This window comes from Mycolicibacterium sp. MU0050, from assembly GCF_963378085.1.
Classification (GTDB): Bacteria; Actinomycetota; Actinomycetes; order Mycobacteriales; family Mycobacteriaceae; genus Mycobacterium; species Mycobacterium wendilense.
This window is the reverse complement of record NZ_OY726395.1, coordinates 2,209,234-2,227,849: the sequence shown is the minus strand read 5'-3', so window position 1 is coordinate 2,227,849 and position 18,616 is coordinate 2,209,234. Positions and strand designations below refer to the sequence as shown.

The 18,616-nt window shown below is 69.1% G+C and carries 14 protein-coding genes; 6 read left to right on the top strand and 8 right to left on the bottom strand.

The window, feature by feature from the left end:
• Positions 1–35: 35 nt before the first annotated feature.
• Both pheT and pheS read right to left on the bottom strand, forming a co-directional pair.
• Entirely contained in the window at positions 36–2,531 is a 2,496-nt protein-coding gene (gene pheT / locus R2K23_RS10435) for a phenylalanine--tRNA ligase subunit beta (protein WP_316516459.1), read from the bottom strand.
• Entirely contained in the window at positions 2,531–3,571 is a 1,041-nt protein-coding gene (gene pheS, locus R2K23_RS10430; RefSeq protein ID WP_316516457.1) for a phenylalanine--tRNA ligase subunit alpha, read from the bottom strand. Before pheS ends, pheT begins: the two co-directional genes overlap by 1 nt.
• 83 nt (positions 3,572–3,654) lie before the next feature.
• Between pheS and R2K23_RS10425 the strand changes: the two genes are divergently transcribed.
• Positions 3,655–5,238, top strand: a complete 1,584-nt coding sequence (locus R2K23_RS10425) for an FMN-binding glutamate synthase family protein (RefSeq protein WP_396893390.1) — start codon at positions 3,655–3,657, stop codon at positions 5,236–5,238.
• 17 nt (positions 5,239–5,255) lie between these two features.
• Here the strand turns inward: R2K23_RS10425 and R2K23_RS10420 are convergent, their stop codons facing one another.
• Positions 5,256–6,821 carry an acyl-CoA synthetase gene (locus tag R2K23_RS10420; RefSeq protein ID WP_316516455.1) on the bottom strand — a complete coding sequence of 522 codons (1,566 nt, stop codon included), beginning with the start codon at positions 6,819–6,821 and terminating at the stop codon, positions 5,256–5,258.
• Positions 6,822–7,001: 180 nt separating this feature from the next.
• Here R2K23_RS10420 and R2K23_RS10415 point away from each other — a divergent pair, with 180 nt between their 5' ends.
• Positions 7,002–8,081: an oxygenase MpaB family protein gene (locus R2K23_RS10415; protein ID WP_316516454.1), complete on the top strand. Its 1,080-nt coding sequence runs from the start codon at positions 7,002–7,004 to the stop codon at positions 8,079–8,081.
• A gap of 10 nt (positions 8,082–8,091) precedes the next feature.
• Complete coding sequence (locus tag R2K23_RS10410) at positions 8,092–9,345, top strand: acyl-CoA dehydrogenase family protein (protein WP_316516452.1); 1,254 nt, start codon at positions 8,092–8,094, stop codon at positions 9,343–9,345.
• Here the strand turns inward: R2K23_RS10410 and R2K23_RS10405 are convergent.
• The 4 genes from R2K23_RS10405 to infC are packed head-to-tail and all read right to left on the bottom strand — an operon-like array spanning position 9,342 to position 11,418.
• Positions 9,342–10,094 carry a TrmH family RNA methyltransferase gene (locus R2K23_RS10405; RefSeq protein ID WP_316516448.1) on the bottom strand — a complete coding sequence of 251 codons (753 nt, stop codon included), beginning with the start codon at positions 10,092–10,094 and terminating at the stop codon, positions 9,342–9,344. The genes R2K23_RS10410 and R2K23_RS10405 overlap by 4 nt on opposite strands.
• A gap of 26 nt (positions 10,095–10,120) precedes the next feature.
• Positions 10,121–10,510 (bottom strand): 50S ribosomal protein L20, encoded by a 390-nt coding sequence (gene rplT, locus R2K23_RS10400; RefSeq protein WP_316516447.1) that lies wholly within the window; start codon positions 10,508–10,510, stop codon positions 10,121–10,123.
• Positions 10,511–10,566: 56 nt separating this feature from the next.
• Complete coding sequence (rpmI, locus tag R2K23_RS10395) at positions 10,567–10,761, bottom strand: 50S ribosomal protein L35 (protein ID WP_316516445.1); 195 nt, start codon at positions 10,759–10,761, stop codon at positions 10,567–10,569.
• 6 nt (positions 10,762–10,767) lie between these two features.
• Positions 10,768–11,418, bottom strand: coding sequence for a translation initiation factor IF-3 (gene infC / locus R2K23_RS10390; protein ID WP_316516443.1), 651 nt, complete (start codon positions 11,416–11,418; stop codon positions 10,768–10,770).
• A 225-nt stretch (positions 11,419–11,643) separates the two neighbouring features.
• On the opposite strand from infC, the gene R2K23_RS10385 reads away from it, so the two are divergent.
• From R2K23_RS10385 to R2K23_RS10375, 3 genes are read left to right on the top strand one after another with little or no spacing between them, the layout of a single operon-like run.
• Complete coding sequence (locus R2K23_RS10385; RefSeq protein WP_316516441.1) at positions 11,644–12,024, top strand: DUF1844 domain-containing protein; 381 nt, start codon at positions 11,644–11,646, stop codon at positions 12,022–12,024.
• 54 nt (positions 12,025–12,078) lie between these two features.
• On the top strand, positions 12,079–15,354 hold the full coding sequence (lysX, locus tag R2K23_RS10380; protein ID WP_316516439.1) for a bifunctional lysylphosphatidylglycerol synthetase/lysine--tRNA ligase LysX: 3,276 nt from the start codon (positions 12,079–12,081) through the stop codon (positions 15,352–15,354).
• Positions 15,355–15,394: 40 nt separating this feature from the next.
• Positions 15,395–15,643, top strand: coding sequence for a hypothetical protein (locus R2K23_RS10375; RefSeq protein ID WP_316516438.1), 249 nt, complete (start codon positions 15,395–15,397; stop codon positions 15,641–15,643).
• A gap of 21 nt (positions 15,644–15,664) precedes the next feature.
• On the opposite strand, the gene uvrA is transcribed toward R2K23_RS10375, so the two are convergent.
• On the bottom strand, positions 15,665–18,586 hold the full coding sequence (gene uvrA / locus R2K23_RS10370) for an excinuclease ABC subunit UvrA (protein ID WP_316516437.1): 2,922 nt from the start codon (positions 18,584–18,586) through the stop codon (positions 15,665–15,667).
• Positions 18,587–18,616 lie beyond the last annotated feature (30 nt).

Genomic DNA, 18,616 nt, shown 5'->3' with positions numbered 1-18,616 from the left:
TGGTTATACATGCTTATGCAAATTCATTCGTCGAGTCAGGCGCGCTGGGTGGCGCCCACGGCCGCACCGGCGTGCTCCACCGCGGCCGCGCGCGCCGCGCTGGCGTCGTCCTCGGTGAGCGTCCGATCGGGAGCGCGGAACCGCAACGCCAGCGTCAGCGACTTGCGGCCCTCCCCGATCTGCGGGCCGGTGTAGACGTCGAACAGGTCGACGGCCTCGAGCAACTCGCCGGCCCCGGCGCGGACCGCGTCGATGACCGTCTGCGCCGGGATGTCCTCGTCGACCACCAGGCTGACGTCCTGGAACACCGCCGGGAACGGGGAGACCCGCGGCGCGGGCAGCGGCGTCGTGATCGGGATGTCGGCGAGGCTCAGCTCGGCCGCGCAGGTGCCCTTGGGCAGCCCGGCCCGTTCGAGCACCGCGGGATGCAGCTGCCCGGCATGACCCACGCTGGTCTCGCCGACGAACACCTCCGCGCAACGGCCCGGATGCCAGGGCAGCTGCGCCGACGGCCGCAGCGACACCTCGACGCCGCACGCGCGGGCCACCACGCGCACCGCCTCGAAGGCATCGGCGGCCTCGACGCGCCGGCCCGGCCCCCACGGTCCGCGCGGCTCCCGCAAGCCGGTGAGCACCACGCCGACGTGCTGGGGCTGCCGCGGCAGCGAGGCGTCCAGCGCGGCGATCTCCGCCTCGGTCGGGCGGCGATCGGTGGGGATCAGCTCGACCGCGCGGGTCTGTTCGGTGCGCTCGACCACCTGCGCGATGGCGAACAGCGCCACATCGGCGGTCCCCCGGGACACATTGCGTCCCAACGCTTCCAGCAGACCGGGCAGCAGCGTGGAGGCCAGCTGCGGGCGGTCGGCCTCCAGCGGATTGAGCACCGAGGCGGTGTTGCGGCGCGGGTCGTCGGCGGGCAGCCCCCAGGTGTCGAAGACGCCGGCCGGCAGGAACGGCGTCGGCAGCACTTCGACGAACCCGGACAGCGCCAGCGACTTTCCGACGGCGCGGTGGCGCTGCTGCGCCGCGGTCAGGCCGCGACCGGCGGGCGCGGCCGGCAGCACCGACGGAATGGTGTCGAGGCCCTCGAGCCGCAGCACCTCTTCGACCAGGTCGGCCGGGCGCACCAGGTCGGGGCGCCAACTCGGCGGGGTCACCACCAGGACCGCGGGATCGTCCTCGGCGGTGTCCACCCGCGCCCCGATCTGCGTCAGCCGGGCCGCCGCGACGCCGTCGGGGTAACGCACCCCGGCCGTGCGGTCGGGCAGGTCCGCGGCCATCCGCACGGGGGCGCCGGACCAGTCCTGGCGCGGCGGGTCGCCGCGCCAGTCGGTGAGCGTGGGCTCCACCCGACCGCCGGCGATCTCGGCGAGCAGGGCGGCGCAGCGGTCCAGCGCAGCCACCGAGATGGCCGGGTCGACCGCGCGTTCGTAGCGCCGGCCGGCCTCGCTGACCAGATGGAGCCGGCGTTGGGTGCGCGACACCGCCGCCGGATCCCAAATCGCCGCCTCCAGAAGAACATCCGTCGACTCGTCGCCGATCTCGGTGCTCCCCGCACCCATCACACCGCCGATGGCGGCGGTGGCGACGTCGTCGACGATCAGCACGTCGCCCGGATCCAGCTTGCGCTCGACGTCGTCGAGGGTCACCACGGTCTCGCCGGGGGTGGCGAACCGGACCGCGAAACCGCCCTGGATGCGCGCCCGGTCATGCGCGTGCATCGGATGGCCCAGTTCCAGCATCACGTAGTTGGTGACGTCGACCGCCGGGGAGATGGGCCGGATCCCGCACAGCATCAACCGGCGTCGCAGCCACCACGGTGAGGCGGCGTGCTGGTCGATGCCGGTGACAGGGCGCAGCGCGAAGCGGCTGACGCCGGTGGCGGGGTCGACCGTCAGCGGCCAGGCCTCCCCTTCGACCGGCAGCGCCGGCACCTCGGCCGGGTCGGCGAAGGGCAGGTCGTAGGCGCAGGCGATCTCGCGGGCGATACCGCGCACCGACAGGCCGTACCCGCGGTCCGGGGTGATGGCGAGGTCGAACACCACATCGTCGAGGCCCAGGACCTCGAGGCCGTCGGCACCGGGCTCGGCGGTCCCCGCCGGCAGCACCAGGATGCCCGAATGATCGCTGCCCAGACCGAGTTCGGCGGCCGAGCAGATCATGCCGTCGGAGACGCGGCCGTAGGTCTTGCGGCTGGCGATCCGGAAGTCACCCGGCAGAGTCGCGCCCGGCAGGGCCACCACCACGAGGTCACCGACCACGAAATTGGTGGCGCCACAGACGATGTCGCGGAGCTCGGACTCCCCCACATCCACCTTGCAGGCCCGGATCGGCTTCTTGAACTCGGTGAGTTCCTCGATCTCGGCGACCCGCCCGACGGCCAGTGGACCGGTGACCGGCCCGAGGGCCACCACGTCTTCCACCTCGTGACCGACGCGGATCAGCGCCTGCTCGATTTCGCTTGGCGTGGCGGCGAATTCCGGCGCGCCGGCGCGCACCACTTCGCTCAACCAGCTGTACGGCAGCCGCATCAGGCACCCACCCCGAACGGCAGCGAGAACCGCACATCGCCCTCGACCATGTCGCGCATGTCGGGGATCCCGTTGCGGAACTGCAGCGTGCGTTCCAGACCCATGCCGAACGCGAAGCCCGAGTACTCCTGGGGGTCGATCCCGGCCGCGATCAACACGTTGGGGTCGACCATGCCGCAGCCGCCCCATTCGACCCAGCCGGGGCCGCCCTTCTTGTTGGCGAACCACACGTCGACCTCGGCCGACGGCTCGGTGAACGGAAAGAAGTGCGGCCGTACCCGGGTGCGGCCCTCGGGCCCGAACAGCGCGCGGGCGAACGCGTCGAGGGTGCCCTTGAGGTGCGCCATGGTCAGTCCGCGGTCGACGGCCAACCCCTCCACCTGGTGGAAGACCGGGGTGTGGGTGGCGTCGAGTTCGTCGGTACGGAAGGTGCGTCCGATGGAGATGATGTACACCGGCAGTTCGCGTTCCAGCAGCGCCCGCACCTGCACCGGCGAGGTGTGGGTACGCAGCAGTTGGCGCGACCCCTCCGGGGCCACGTGGAAGGTGTCCGATTCGCTGCGGGCGGGGTGATCGGGACCGAAGTTCAGCGCGTCGAAGTTGAACTGCTCGGTCTCGACCTCGGGGCCCTCGGCCAGCTCCCAGCCCATCGCCACGAACGTGTCGGCGACGTGTTCGGCCAGGATGGTGATCGGGTGGCGCGCGCCGGTGGGCTGCCGGGTCGACGGCAACGTGACGTCGATGCGCTCGGCCACCAGGACCGCGGCGTCCCGCTCGGCGCGAAGGACGGCGAGCCGGTCGTCGAAGAGTTGCTGAGCCGCTGCGCGGGCGACGTTGACCCGCTTGCCGGCGTCGGCGCGTTCGGTCTTGGGCAGGCTGCCCAGCGACTGCCGGGCCTGCGCCAACGGCGACCGGTCGCCGAGGTGTGCCGTTTTGGCCTTGGCCAGCGCGTCGATGTCCGCTGCGGCCTCGAACGCCTGCTGGGCCGCGAGGACCGCGGCATCCAGAGCCTCGCTCGACAAATCCAGTTCGTCACCCACTCGGTGAGAGCCTCCTCGACAGTTGCGACACCGGTGTGACGCCAGTGCTGATCATAGGTGATGCCCGTTGGTACCCTCGCGCCGTGCTGAGGCCATTGCTCGTCGCCGGGGTCGCGGTCACGGCCGTGCTGTTGGGGTTGCTGGCAGTCGTCGGTCACGCTGCCTGGTGGCTGGCCGCGGCGCCGGTGGCGGCGCTGGCCACCGTCGGGGTGTTCGACCTGCTGCAGACCCAACACACCATCCTGCGGGCGTTCCCCATCATCGGCCATCTCCGCTATCTGATGGAGAGCATCCGCCCCGAGATCCAGCAGTACTTCATCGAGTCCAGCACCGACGGCACCCCGTTCGACCGCGAAACCCGCGACATGGTCTACGAACGTGCCAAGGGCACCAAGGGTGACGAGCCGTTCGGCACCGAACGCAACGTCAACGCACCGGGATACGAATTCCTGCGGCACTCGCTGCGCGCCAAGGTCGCTCCCACCGCGGCACCGAGCGTGCGCATCGGCGGCCCAGACTGCACCCAGCCCTACGACATCGCGCTGCTCAACGTGTCCGGGATGAGTTTCGGCGCACTGTCGCCGACGGCGGTGGAGGCGCTCAACGCCGGCGCGGCCCGCGGCGGCTTCGCGCACGACACCGGGGAGGGCGGCATCTCCCCCTATCACCTGCGTCCGGGTGGAGACCTGATCTTCCAGATCGGTTCGGGGTATTTCGGCTGCCGCGACGCCAATGGCCACTTCGACCCGGTGGCGTTCGCCGAGAAGGCGCGACTGCCCGCGGTGAAGGCGATCTCGATCAAGCTGTCCCAGGGCGCCAAGCCGGGCCTGGGCGGCGTGCTGCCGGGAGCCAAGGTCAACGCGGAGATCGCCGCGACCCGCGGGGTGCCGCCGGGCCAGACCGTGGTGTCGCCGCCGGTGCACAGTGCGTTCTCGACGCCGACCGAACTGATGACGTTCATCGCGACCCTGCGCACGTTGGCCGAGGGAAAGCCGGTCGGCTTCAAGCTGTGCGTGGGGTCACGCTCGGAGTTCCTGTCGATCTGCAAGGCCATGCTGGCCACCGGCATCACGCCGGACTTCATCATCGTCGACGGCGCCGAGGGCGGCACCGGGGCCGCGCCGCAGGAATTCGAGGACCACGTCGGGATGCCGCTGACCGAAGGTCTGATGCTGGTGCACAACGCGCTGGTGGGCGTCGGCCTGCGGGACCGCATCCGCATCGGCGCCTCCGGCAAGGTCGCCAGCGGTGTGGACATCGTGTCGCGGATCATCCAGGGCGCCGACTTCACGCTGTCGGCGCGGGCGATGATGTTCGCCGTCGGGTGCATCCAGGCGCTCAAGTGCAACACCAACCGCTGCCCCACCGGCGTCGCCACCCAGGACCCGGGCCTGGCGCGGGCGCTGCACGTGCCGGACAAGACCGCCCGGGTGGCGAACTTCCAACGGGCCACGGTGGCCAGCGCGGCCCAGATCGTCGCGTCGATGGGGCTCGACAGCTTCGCCGACCTGGACCCGTCGATGCTCACCCGGCGCGTGCCGGGTCAGCGCACCCAGACCTATGCCGAGCTCTACGAGTGGCTGATGCCCGACGAACTCCTCGAGGACCCGGCGCCGCTGTCGTGGCGCTCCGACTGGGTCGAGGCCTCCGCCGACGAATTCCGCTGAGACACCGCGGGTCGGCGCTACGCCGTTGACTTGCGTGACGTCTCGAATTCCTCCCGCAGCACCCTTTTGAGGATCTTGCCACTGGGATTCTTCGGCAGCGACGCCGCGAGCACCACGTGTTTCGGTGTCTTGTAGCCGGCCAACCGGGCGCGGCAGTGCTCGACGACCTCCTGGTCGGTGAGCGCGACGCCGTCCCGGGGCACGACCACGGCGGCGACGGCCTCGACCCATTTCGGGTCGGCGACTCCGAAGACGGCGACCTCGGCGACCCCCGGATGCAGATAGATCGCCTCTTCGACTTCGCGGCTGGCGACGTTCTCCCCGCCGGTCTTGATCATGTCCTTCTTGCGGTCCACCACCCGCAACAGGCCGTGCTCGTCGAACACGCCCAGGTCGCCGGAGTGGAAGAAGCCGCCGGCGAACGCCTCGGCCGTCTTCTCGGGATCGTTGTAGTAGCCGAGGGTGGCGTGCGGGCTGCGGTGGACGATCTCACCGACCTCGCCGGCCGGCAGCGGCTCGCCGTGCTCGTCGACGACGAACGTTTCGACGTTCAGGACGGGTCGCCCGGCCGATCCCGCGTGGGTCAGCTGCTCGTGGGGCGCCAGGATGGTGGCGACCGGCGACATCTCGGTCTGGCCGTAGAAGTTCCACAGCCGGACGTTGGGGAGACGCTCGGCGATCTCGCGCAGGACCTCGACGGGCATCGCCGAGGCGCCGTAGTAGCCCTTGGCGAGCGTGGAGAGGTCGGTGGTGTCGAACGCCGGCGAGCGCAACAGCGATATCCAGACCGTCGGTGGCGCGAAAAACTTGGTGACGCCGTGCTTTTCGATCAGCGCAAGAACGGTCTCGGGGTCCGGGCCGGCGGTGATGATGCTGGTGGCACCCAGGTAGATGTCCGGGCCCAGGAAGCAGTCCAGCTGGGCGCAGTGGTACAGCGGCAGGGCGTGCAGTTCGACGTCGTCGTGGCTCATGCCGCCGTCGATGGCGCAGCTGACGTACTCCCACATCAGAGCGCGACTGCTCAGCAGCGCGCCCTTGGGACGCGACTCGGTGCCGCTGGTGTACATCAGTCGAACCGGATCATCATCGGAGATCGAAACAAACGGCGGCGCCGTGTCGGGCGCGGACAACAACTCCGCGAATGGTTCCCAGTCGCGGTGACCATCGTTGCCGTCCAGCATGATTCGACGAACATCGCCGGACTGCAGGGCGATCGCACCGTCGGCCGTCTCGGCCAGGCCGGCCTCGGCGACCACCGTTGCAGCGCCCGAATGCTCGAGGATGTAGGCGACTTCTTCGGCGTTCAACATGAAGTTGATCGGCACCAGGATGACACCGATGCGTGCGGTCGCGAACGACAACACCGCGTACTCCCAGCGGTTCCGCGACAGGATCGCGCACCGGTCCCCCTTGCGCAACCCGCGCTCGAGTAGAGCATTCGCCACCCGATTGACCGCTTGATCGAACTCGGCGAACGTCAATGTGGTTGCGCCGTCGATGATCGCGGTCTTGTGCGCATACCGCGCCGCGGTACGGCGCGGAATGTCTCCCACGGCGTGCTGGCGCGCCCGGTCGGTGTCCATTCGATCTCCTGAGTCCTCGCCCGTCTTCATATCACCCCGCGGCGAACGCCCGGCCGGGGGCGGTTCCGGCCCGGCGATGGCGATTGGATAACAGATGCCGCCACACACGCCCGAAGCCGTAGACAACGAGAGTTGTCAGCTATATCGTCGTGTGACCGGGGTCACCGGAGAGGAGCAGCGATGACTACCAGCGTTCCCGATACCGCCGCGGCGGACATGCCGGATCCCCTCGGTCCGGATTCCCTGACCTGGAAATACTTCGGCGACCTGCGCACCGGGATACTCGGTATGTGGATCGGGTCGATCCAGAACATGTATCCGCAACTCGGGGCGGGTGTCGAAGAACACTCGATCCTGCACCGCGAGCCCCTGCAGCGGGTGGCGCGGTCGGTCTATCCCATCATGGGGGTGGTCTACGACGGCGAACGCGCCGCGCAGACCGGCGCGCAGGTCCGCGGTTTCCATCACACCATCAAGGGCACCGACGCGCAGGGCCGCCGGTATCACGCCCTGGACCCGGACACCTTCTACTGGGCGCACGCCACCTTCTTCATGCTGATCATCAAGGTGGCCGAGTACTTTTGCGGCGGCCTGACCGAGGCCGAGAAGCGGCAACTGTTCGACGAACACGTGCAGTGGTACGCGATGTACGGCATGAGCATGCGGCCGGTGCCGAAATCCTGGGAGGACTTCTGCGAGTACTGGGACCGCACCTGCCGCGAGGAACTGGAGATCAACCCGGCGACGCTGGACATCTTCGCCATGCGGATCCCGAAGCCGAAGTTCGTCCTGATGCCGACTCCGCTGTGGGACCAGATGTTTCGCCCGATGCTCGCCGCGCAGCGCTGGGTGGCCGCCGGCGTCTTCGACCCGGCCATCCGGGAGCGGGCCGGCATGCGGTGGACACCGGGCGACGAGGTGCTGCTGCGGCTGATCGGCAAGGCCATCGAGATCGCGTTCTGGGCGGTACCCGACGAGATCAGGCTGCATCCGCGGGCGCTGGCCGCCTACCGCCGCGAATCCGGCCGCGCCCCCGCGGACGCCCCCCTGGTGGAAGCGCCGTTCTTCACCGACCCGCCGGCCGACCGCAAGGGCATGCCGATGCACTACGCCCCGCGGCGCAAGGCACCGTTCCCACTGCCGCCGGTACCCGCCCCGCCGCACCCCAAGGTGCTGGTGGAACGGGCCGGCTCGCTGGTGCACACGACGTTCTCGCTGGCGGGCCGACGCCCTGCCCGGGGGCGCCGTCCCGCAGCGTAGTCTGCTGCCCATGATCGAATGGACCGACGTCGACCTTGCCGTGCGCGATGCAGTTCGCCAATTCATCGACAAGGAGGTGCGGCCCCATCTCGACGCGCTGGAGAGCGGCGACATGGAGCCCTACCCCATTGTCCGAAAGCTGTTCGCCACCTTCGGACTTGACGCGATGGCGCGCGAATCGCTGGAGAAGCGCCTGGACCGGATGCGCAACGGCACCACCGCCGGGGCCGCCGGCGGTTCCGGCAAGTCCGGCGGCATGTTCGGCGACAGCGGCGGCTCGGCCGGCATGGGGTTCATGCTGATCAGCGAGCTGTGCCGGGTGTCGATGGGCATCGTCACCGGCATGGGCGTCAGCCTCGGCCTGACCGTTCCGACGATCGCCTCCCGGGGCACCCTGGCCCAGCAGGAACGCTGGCTGCCCGGGTTGGTGACCTACGAGAAGATCGGCGCCTGGGCCATCACCGAACCGGACTCGGGCTCCGATGCGTTCGGCGGCATGAAGTCCTACGTCACCCGCGACGGTGACGACTACATCCTCAACGGCCAGAAGACCTTCATCACCAACGGCCCGGACGCCGACGTCGTGGTCGTCTACGCCAAACTCGACGACGGCGATGCGAGCGTGGACAAGCGCGACCGCCCGGTGCTGACCTTCGTCCTGGACCGCGGCATGGAGGGCTTCGAACAGTCGAAACCGTTCCGCAAGATGGGCATCCACTCCTCGCGCACCGGCGAGCTGTTTTTCCACAATGTGCGCCTGGGACCGGACCGGCTGCTCGGCGGGACGGAGAGCAACAACGCCGGCGACGGCCGCGACAGCGCCCGCTCCAGCTTCTCCACCGAACGGATCGGCGTCGCCGCCATGGCCCTCGGCGTCATCGAGGAATGCCTGCGGCTCAGCGTGGACTACGCCAAGAGCCGAACCCTGTGGGGCAAGGAGATCGGCCAATTCCAGCTGATCCAGCTGAAGCTGGCCAACATGGAAGTGGCGCGGATGAACGTGCGAAACATGCTGTTCCGCGTCATCGAGGCGCGCCAGAACGGGGTGGAGATCTCGCTGGCCGAGGCGTCGGCGATCAAGTACTACTGCTCGCAGGCGGCCACCGACGTCGCGATGGAGGCGGTGCAACTCTTCGGCGGCAACGGCTACATGACGGAGTACCGGGTGGAACAGCTTGCCCGCGACGCGAAGTCGCTGATGATCTACGCCGGCAGCAACGAGGTACAGATCACCCACGTGGCGCGGGGCCTGCTCAGCGGCTAAGGGCGACCGTCGGCGTGGTGCGCGCGGGCGCTCTGGTACAGACAGATCGCCGCCGCCGCGCCGACGTTGAGACTTTCGGCGTCGCCGGGCATCTCGATGCGCACCCGGTGGTCGGCGGCGCCGGCGACATCGGCGGGCAGGCCATGGGCCTCGGGTCCGAACAGCCAGGCGGTGGGCCCGGCGAGATCGGCCTGCGCCAGGTCGATTTCACCGTCGAGGGCCGTGGCGAGCACCCGCAGGCCATTGTCCTGCAGCGCCGAAATCACCGCGGCGGTATCCGGTTCCACCACCACCGGGACCGCGAAGATGCTGCCGGTGGAGGCCCGCAGACACTTGCCGTTGTAGGGATCGACGCTGTGCCCGGCGAGCACCACCGCGTCGGCGCCCATCGCATGTCCCAGCCGGATCAGCGTGCCGGCGTTACCGGGCTCGGAGACACCCACCGCCACCGCGATCAGGCGGGCGCCGGGCAGCACCGCCGACAGTGCCGGGTCCGGTGTCTCGCAGACCGCCACCAGCCCGGTCGGAGTGACGGTGTCGGACAACGCCTTCGCCGCCCGCTCCGTCACCACGTGCACCGTGGCACCGCCGACGGCATCGGCGTGGCGCTGTAGCGCGGCCTCGGTGGCGAACACCTCGGTCACCACGCCGGCCTGCGTCGCCGCGGTCACCAGGTTCGGACCTTCGGCCAGAAACCGTCCGGCACGACGACGGCCCGCGAGTCGCAACAGCTTGGCTGCGGCGACCACGCGGGCCGACCGTTCGGTCAGGGCGCTCAGGCGGCCTCGCCGGCCGGAGCGTTGACATCAGCGGGAAGGGCGGCCTTGGCCACCTCGACCAGCGCGGTGAACGCCGCCGGGTCACTGACGGCGATCTCCGCCAGGTTCTTGCGGTCCACCTCGACGCCCGCGGCCTTGAGGCCCTGAATCAGGCGGTTGTAGGTGATGTCGTTCGCGCGGGCAGCGGCGTTGATCCGCGAGATCCACAGCTTGCGGAACTCGCCCTTGCGGGCGCGGCGGTCCCGGTAGGCGTAGGTCAGTGAATGCAGCTGCTGCTCTTTGGCCTTGCGGTAGAGCCGCGAGCGCTGGCCACGGTAGCCCTTCGAGGCCTTGAGAATCTCACGTCGCTTCTTCTGGGCATTGACTGCCCGCTTCACGCGTGCCATTGGATGTTCCTATCGTTGATCGAGAAAGTCAGAAATGTTCGAGCCGGCCGACGGCCTCAGCCGTTGAGCATCTTCGCGACGCGGCCGGCGTCACCGGCGGCCACATCGGTGCGGCCATCCAGGCGCCGGGTGCGCCGGCTGGACTTGTGCTCGAGCAGGTGGCGACGGCCGGCCTTCTGACGCACGATCTTGCCGGTTCCGGTGCGACGGAACCGCTTCGAAGCACCGCTATGGGTCTTGGCCTTGGGCATGGATCCTCAGTTCTGTGTTGGTTCTGCTGTGTCGGTGGGCGGCGGTTCGGCCGCCTTGGCCGCTGCGCCGGGTCGCTGACTCGGCGCGTCAGCGTCTTGCGCTGCCTTCGCACGAGTCTTCGCGCCGCGGTGCGGTGCCAGCACCATCGTCATGTTGCGGCCGTCCTGCTTGGCCGAGGTCTCGACGAAGCCGTAGTCGGCCACGTCGGCGCCCAGTCGCTGTAGCAGCCGGTAGCCCAGCTCGGGGCGGGACTGCTCGCGGCCGCGGAACATGATCGTCACCTTGACCTTGGACCCGGCTTCCAGGAAGCGCACGACGTGACCCTTCTTGGTCTCGTAGTCGTGGGGGTCGATCTTGGGACGCAGCTTCTGTTCCTTGACGACGGTCTGCTGCTGGTTCTTGCGAGACTCGCGTGCCTTCTGGGCCGTCTCGTACTTGTACTTGCCGTAGTCCATGATCTTGCAGACCGGTGGTCTGGCATCAGGGGCTACTTCGACGAGGTCGAGATCGGCATCCGCGGCAACGCGGAGGGCATCTTCGATGCGCACGATGCCTACCTGTTCCCCGCCGGGGCCGATCAAGCGGACTTCAGGTACACGAATGCGCTCGTTGACGCGGGTCTCAGTGCTGATGGGGCCTCCCTGGTTGTGTTCCACTGTCGAAACCCCACCCAGTTCAGCAAAAAGCCCTGCTCAAAAGCAGGGCCCGAATGCCGACCGATCACGGTGACTAACCGCCCGCCCACGGTGAGACCGGGGCGGAACCGACGGCTGAGCTGCCGGTGACCGGACCGTAGAACCCGGCGGGTCTACGGTGGGAGCGGGACTCCACTTGCTGTCCCGGCAGTTGCCGAGACGGTCGCGCATGTCAGTCTAGCAGGCATGACCGATGATCCCAGAATCGTGACCGACCCCTCCGGCTCCGCGGCCGATCCCGAACCCGCCGTGCGCGAGCTCGCCGAGATTCCGGCGGTCGAGGTGATCACCCGGTCGGCGGTGATGCTGATGAGCGCGGCCGCCGAGAAGCTCGGGCTCTCCGAGCCGGACCCCGACGATAGTCCGTACCGCGATCTCGACGAGGCCCGCCGGCTCATCACCGCGCTGGCCGGCCTGGTCACCGCCAGCGCCGAATACCTGGGCGCGCACGCGGGCCCGCTGCGCGACGGGCTCAAGAGCCTGCAGCTGGCGTTCCGCGAGGCCAGCGCGGCCCCGGAGGAGCCCGGGCACGGACCGGGCGAGAAGTACACCGGACCGGTCTGGTAACGACCCGCGGATCTGCCCTACGAACGAGGCCGGTAGCGCATAATCTCCCGGCCTATGACCCTCGCTGTCCGCTCGGTCGGGCACTCGCCGTCACGTTTTTCCTGGGTGCCGGCGGCCGCCGGCTGGATCATCGGTGTCATCGCCACGCTGGCGCTGATCGCCAGCGTCTCCCCGTTGGTCCGGTCGATCATCCGGGTCCCGCGGGAGTTCATCGACGACTACCTGTTCAACTTCCCCGACACCAGCTTCGCGTGGGCCTTCGTGCTCGCCCTGTTGGCCGCGGCGCTGGCGGCCCGGAAACGAATCGCCTGGTGGATCCTGATCCTCTATCTGGTGGGGGCGATCGTCGTCAACGTCGGCGATCTGGTCATCGGCTCCGAATCGCTGGGCGCCGAGCTCGGTGAGATCGTCGGGCTGGTCTTCCACGTCACCGCGATCGCCGCGCTGGTGTTGGCGCGTAAGCAGTTCTGGGCCCGGGTGCGCCGCGGCGCGGTGGTCCGCGCCGCCGGCGCCCTACTGGCCGGGATGTCCGTCGGCATCCTGCTGGGCTGGGGCCTGCTCGAACTGTTCCCGGGCACGTTGCAGCCCAGCGAGCGGCTGCTGTACGCCGCCAACCGGGTCTTCGCGTTCGCCGGCGTCGACGGCACCGTCTTCGACGGGCGGCACCCGCATTCGCTGGTCAACACTGTGCTGGGATTGTTCGGGGCGCTGGCGCTGATGGTCGCGGCCGTGGTGTTGTTCCGATCGCAGCGGGCCGACAACGCGCTCACCGGTCAGGACGAGGCCGCCCTGCGCGCCCTGCTCGCGGTCTACGGCAAGAACGATTCGCTGGGCTACTTCGCGACCCGGCGCGACAAGTCGGTCGTGTTCGCCCCGAACGGTCGCGCCGCGATCACCTACCGCGTCGAGGTCGGGGTGTGCTTGGCCGGCGGTGACCCGGTCGGCGATCCGCGGGCGTGGGCGCAGGCGATCGGCGCCTGGTTGCGCCTGTGCGAGACCTACGGGTGGGCACCCGGCGTGATGGGCGCCAGTTCCTCGGCCGCACAGGCCTTTCGCGACGCGGGCCTGCGCGCGCTGGAACTCGGCGACGAGGCCATCCTGCATCCGGACGCCTACACGCTTTCCGGGCCGGAGATGAAGCCGGTGCGCCAGGCGGTGACCCGCGCCCGACGGGCCGGGCTGACCGTTCGGATCCGCCGGCACCGGGAGCTGTCCGCCGAGGAGATGACCCAGGTGCTGAGCCGGGCCGACGCCTGGCGGGACACCGAGACCGAGCGCGGCTTCTCGATGGCGCTGGGCCGCCTCGGAGATCCTGCCGACGGCGACTGCCTGCTGGTCGAGGCCGTGCGCGCCCAGACCGAACCCGCGGAATCCGAGGTCGTCGCCATGTTGTCCCTGGTGCCCTGGGGCAGCACCGGGGCGTCGCTGGATCTGATGCGGCGCTCCCCCGGCTCCCCCAACGGCACCGTCGAACTGATGGTCAGCGAGCTCTGCGAACACGCGGAAACCCTTGGTGTCAACCGGATTTCGTTGAACTTCGCCATGTTCCGATCCGCATTCGAGCAGGGCGCCCAACTGGGCGCGGGCCCGATAGCCCGGCTGTGGCGTGCGCTGCTGGTGTTCTTCTCGAGGTGGTGGCAACTCGAGACGCTGTACCGCTCCAACATGAAGTACCAACCGCAGTGGGTGCCCCGCTACGCCTGCTACGAGGACGCCCGGATGATCCCCCGGGTGGGCGTCGCCTCGGTGGTCGCCGAGGGCTTCCTGGTGCTGCCGTTCAGCCGCCGCACCCGGGCCCACACCGGACAACACCCGGCGGTCCCGTCGACCCCGCCGAACCTCGCCGACCTGCTCGACGAGGCGCCCGCCGCCCCCGCACTGCCCGAGCAGGTCCGGGTTCGGATGGCCAAGCTGGCGGCCTTGCAGGCCGAGGGCGTCGACGCCTACCCGGTGGGTCGACCCCCGAGTCACACCGCGGCACAGGCACTCGACAGCCCCGACGGCACCCCGGTGACCGTGGCTGGCCGGTTGTTGCGACGGCGCGACTACGGCGGCGTGTTGTTCGCCCAGTTGCGGGATTGGTCCGGCGAGATTCAGTTGCTGTTCGACCGCGCGTCGCTCGACGACGGGCTGGACGGTTTCACCGCCGCCACCGATTTGGGCGATCTGGTCGAGGTCAGCGGGACGATGGGCCGCAGCAACACCGGCGTCCGCTCGGTGTTGGTGCGGCGCTGGCGATTGAACGGAAAATGCCTGCGGCCCTTGCCGGACAAGTGGAAGGGGCTCACCGATCAGGAGGCCCGGGTCCGCACGCGCTACGTCGACCTGGCCGTCAACCCCGAGGCCCGCGACCTGATCCGGGCGCGCAGCAACGTGCTGCGTTCGATCCGGGAGACGTTGTTCGCCAAGGACTTCCTGGAGGTGGAGACACCCATCCTGCAGCAGATCCACGGCGGCGCCAACGCGCGCCCGTTCGTCACCCACATCAACGCCTACGACCTCGACCTCTACCTGCGGATCGCCCCGGAGCTGTACCTGAAGCGACTGTGCGTCGGCGGCGTGGAGCGGGTGTTCGAGCTGGGCCGCGCGTTTCGCAACGAGGGCGTGGACTTCAGCCACAATCCCGAATTCACGCTGCTGGAGGCCTATCAGGCGCACGCCGACTACCGGGTGTGGATCGACGGCTGCCGCGAGCTCATCCAGAACGCGGCGACGGCGGCCAACGGTGCGCAGATCGTGTTGCGCCCCGGGCCGGCCGGCGCGCTGGAGCCGGTGGACATCTCCGGCGCTTGGGCGGTCAAAACGGTGCACGATGCGGTGTCGGAGGCCCTCGGCGAGCACATCGACGTCGACACCGAACTGGACGCGCTGCGTCGGCTGTGTGACGCCGCCGGTGTCCCCTACCAAAACCATTGGGACGCAGGCGCCGTCGTCCTCGAGATGTACGAGCATCTGGTCGAGGCCCGCACCGAGCACCCGACGTTCTACACCGACTTCCCCACCTCGGTCTCGCCGTTGACCCGGCCGCACCGCACCAAACCCGGCGTCGCCGAGCGCTGGGACCTGGTGGCCTGGGGCGTCGAGCTCGGCACCGCCTACAGCGAGCTGACCGACCCGGTGGAACAGCGGCGCCGACTGCAGGCACAGTCCTTACTGGCCGCCGGCGGCGACCCGGAAGCCATGTCGCTCGACGAGGACTTCCTGCAGGCCCTGGAGTACGCGATGCCGCCCACCGGCGGGCTGGGCGTCGGCGTCGACCGGGTGGTCATGCTGATCACCGGCCGCAGCATCCGCGAAACCCTGCCGTTTCCGCTGGCCAAACCGCGCTGACGGGCACCGCGACGGCCGCCGCTGCGGGTACGGTGGCGATATGGCCGACGAGCAGCAGCCTCCCGCGGCGACGCCCGAGGAGGACGGTTACACCAGCACCGGCGTGCCGACGTTCGAATCGGTCCGCGAGAAGATCGAAAACCGCTACGGCACCGCGATCGGGGCCACCGAACTCGCCGAGGAGACCCCCGAGGGCCGCGCGGTCGCCGAGCAGTACGAGGCCCGCGAGCGGGCCGCCGCCGACCGGCTGCGGCAGATCCGGGAATCCATGGGCAACGACGAGTCCTAGTTGCTGATCAGCGGGTACTGATCAGGCGCTGACCTTGCGCTTGCGCGGCGCCCGCTTGGGCTTGGCCTTGATGGCAGCGGGGGCGCGTCCGGTCAGCACCTCGGCGAGGAACTTTCCGGTGTAGCTCTCCGGGGTGGCCGCAACGTCTTCCGGGGTGCCCTGCGCCACCACCGTGCCGCCGCCGGCGCCGCCTTCGGGCCCCATGTCGATGATCCAGTCCGAGGTCTTGATGACGTCCAGGTTGTGCTCGATCACGATCACCGAGTTACCCTTGTCCACAAGGCCATTGATGACCTTGAGCAATTTTCGGATGTCCTCGAAGTGCAGGCCCGTGGTGGGCTCGTCGAGAATGTAGACCGTGCGCCCGGTGGAGCGCTTCTGCAGCTCTGCGGCCAGCTTGACGCGCTGCGCCTCGCCGCCGGACAGCGTCGGCGCCGGCTGGCCCAGCCGCACATAGCCCAACCCGACGTCCACCAGGGTGCGGAGGTAGCGGTGGATGCCGGTGATCGGCGCGAAGAACTCGGCGGCGTCCTCGATGGACATGTCGAGCACCTCGGAGATGGTCTTGCCCTTGTAGTGCACCTCGAGGGTTTCCCGGTTGTACCGGGCGCCGTGACACACCTCGCAGGGCACATACACGTCGGGCAGGAAGTTCATCTCGATCTTGATGGTGCCGTCACCCGAACATGCCTCGCAGCGACCACCTTTGACGTTGAACGAGAACCGTCCCGGCTGATAGCCGCGCACCTTGGCCTCGGTGGTCGCCGCGAACAGGGTGCGGATCTTGTCGAACACCCCGGTGTAGGTGGCCGGGTTGGACCGCGGGGTACGCCCGATCGGGGACTGGTCGACGCGGACCAGCTTGTCGACGTGGTCGAGACCGGTGACCCGGGTGTGCCGGCCCGGCACGTTGCGGGCGCCGTTGAGCTTGTTGGCCAGGACCGCCGCCAGGATGTCGTTGACCAGGGTGGACTTCCCCGAGCCGGAGACGCCGGTGACCGCGGTGAGCACCCCGAGCGGGAACGACACCTCGATCTCCTTGAGGTTGTGTTCCCGAGCGCCGATCACCTTGAGCTGGCGTCCCTTGTCCACCGGGCGCCGGATCTCGGGGATCTCGATGCTCTGCCGGCCGGCCAGGTAGGCGCCGGTGATGGAGTCGGGGTTCTTCAGCAGGTCCGCGTACGGGCCGCTGTGCACGACGGTGCCGCCGTGCTCACCGGCGGCGGGCCCGATGTCGACCACCCAGTCCGAGTGCGCGATGGTGTCCTCGTCGTGTTCGACGACGATCAGCGTATTGCCGAGTTGCTTGAGGCGCGTGAGGGTTTCGATCAGCCGACGGTTGTCGCGCTGGTGCAGCCCGATCGAGGGTTCGTCGAGTACGTAGAGCACCCCCACCAGACCCGAGCCGATCTGCGTGGCCAGCCGAATTCGTTGCGCCTCACCGCCGGACAGGGTGCCCGCGGCGCGCTCCAGCGACAGGTATTCCAAACCGACGTCGAGCAGGAAGCCCAGTCGCGACTGCACCTCCTTGAGGACCTGCCCGGCGATCGCCTGTTCCCGCGGGCCCAGCGTGAGCGCGTTGAGGAAGTCCGAGCAGTCCGAGATGGACAGCGCGCACACCTCGGCGATGGACTTGGCGCCCCGGTCACCGGCGGTCAGGGTGACCGCCAGGATCTCCGGCTTGAGGCGGGTGCCCTGACATTCCGGGCACGGGATGTCGCGCATGAACCCTTCCAACCGCTCCTTGGTCTGCTCGGAGTCGGTCTGTTCCATGCGGCGCTGCAGGTAGGCCATCACGCCTTCGAAGTCGGCGTAGTAGGACCGGGTGCGGCCGTACCGGTTCTTGTACCGGACGTGGACCTGCTGATCGGAACCCTCCAGCAACGCCTTGCGCGCCTTGGCGGGCAGCTTGTTCCATGGCGTGTCCACGTCGAACCCGAGCGCATCCCCCAGGCCCGACATCATCCGGGTGAAGTACTCCGCGCTCTGCCCGATGGACCACGGGGCGATGGCCCCCTCGGCCAGCGTCATCTCCGGATCGGGCACCACCAAGTCCGGGTCGACCTCCTTGCGGAAGCCCAGCCCCAGGCACTCCGGGCAGGCGCCGTACGGCGAGTTGAACGAGAACGACCGCGGTTCCAGGTCGTCGACCGCCAGCGCGTGGGCGTTGGGACAGGCCAGCTTCTCCGAGAAACGCTGCTCGCGGTGCGGATCGTCGTCGTCGCGGTCCACGAAGTCCAACACCACGATGCCGTCGGCGAGGTTCAGCGCCGTCTCCACCGAGTCGGTGAGCCGCTGCTTGGACGAGGCCTTGACGGTGAGCCGGTCGACCACGACCTCGATGTCGTGTTTCTCCTGCTTCTTGAGCTTGGGTGGGTCGGTCAGCGGATACACCACGCCGTCGACGCGGACCCGGCTGTAGCCCTGGGTGTTGAGCTTCTCGAACAGGTCGACGAACTCGCCCTTGCGGGTCCGCACCACCGGCGCCAGCACCTGGAACCGCAGGCCCTCGTCCATCGCCAGCACCTGATCGACGATCTGCTGCGGGGTCTGCCGCGCGATCCGCTCCCCGCAGACCGGGCAGTGCGGGGTCCCGGCGCGGGCGTACAGCAGTCGCAGGTAGTCGTAGACCTCGGTGATGGTCCCGACCGTCGAACGCGGGTTGCGGTTGGTCGACTTCTGGTCGATCGACACCGCCGGGGACAGGCCCTCGATGAAGTCGACGTCCGGCTTGTCCATCTGCCCGAGGAACTGCCGCGCGTAGGCCGACAGCGACTCCACGTAGCGGCGCTGCCCCTCGGCGAAGATGGTGTCGAAAGCCAGCGACGACTTCCCCGACCCGGACAGCCCGGTGAAGACGATCAGCGCATCACGGGGCAGGTCAAGGTCGATGCTGCGCAGATTGTGCTCGCGCGCACCCTTGACTACTAAGCGGTCAGCCACCCGGCCCCACTCCTAACTTTCCGACGTCGC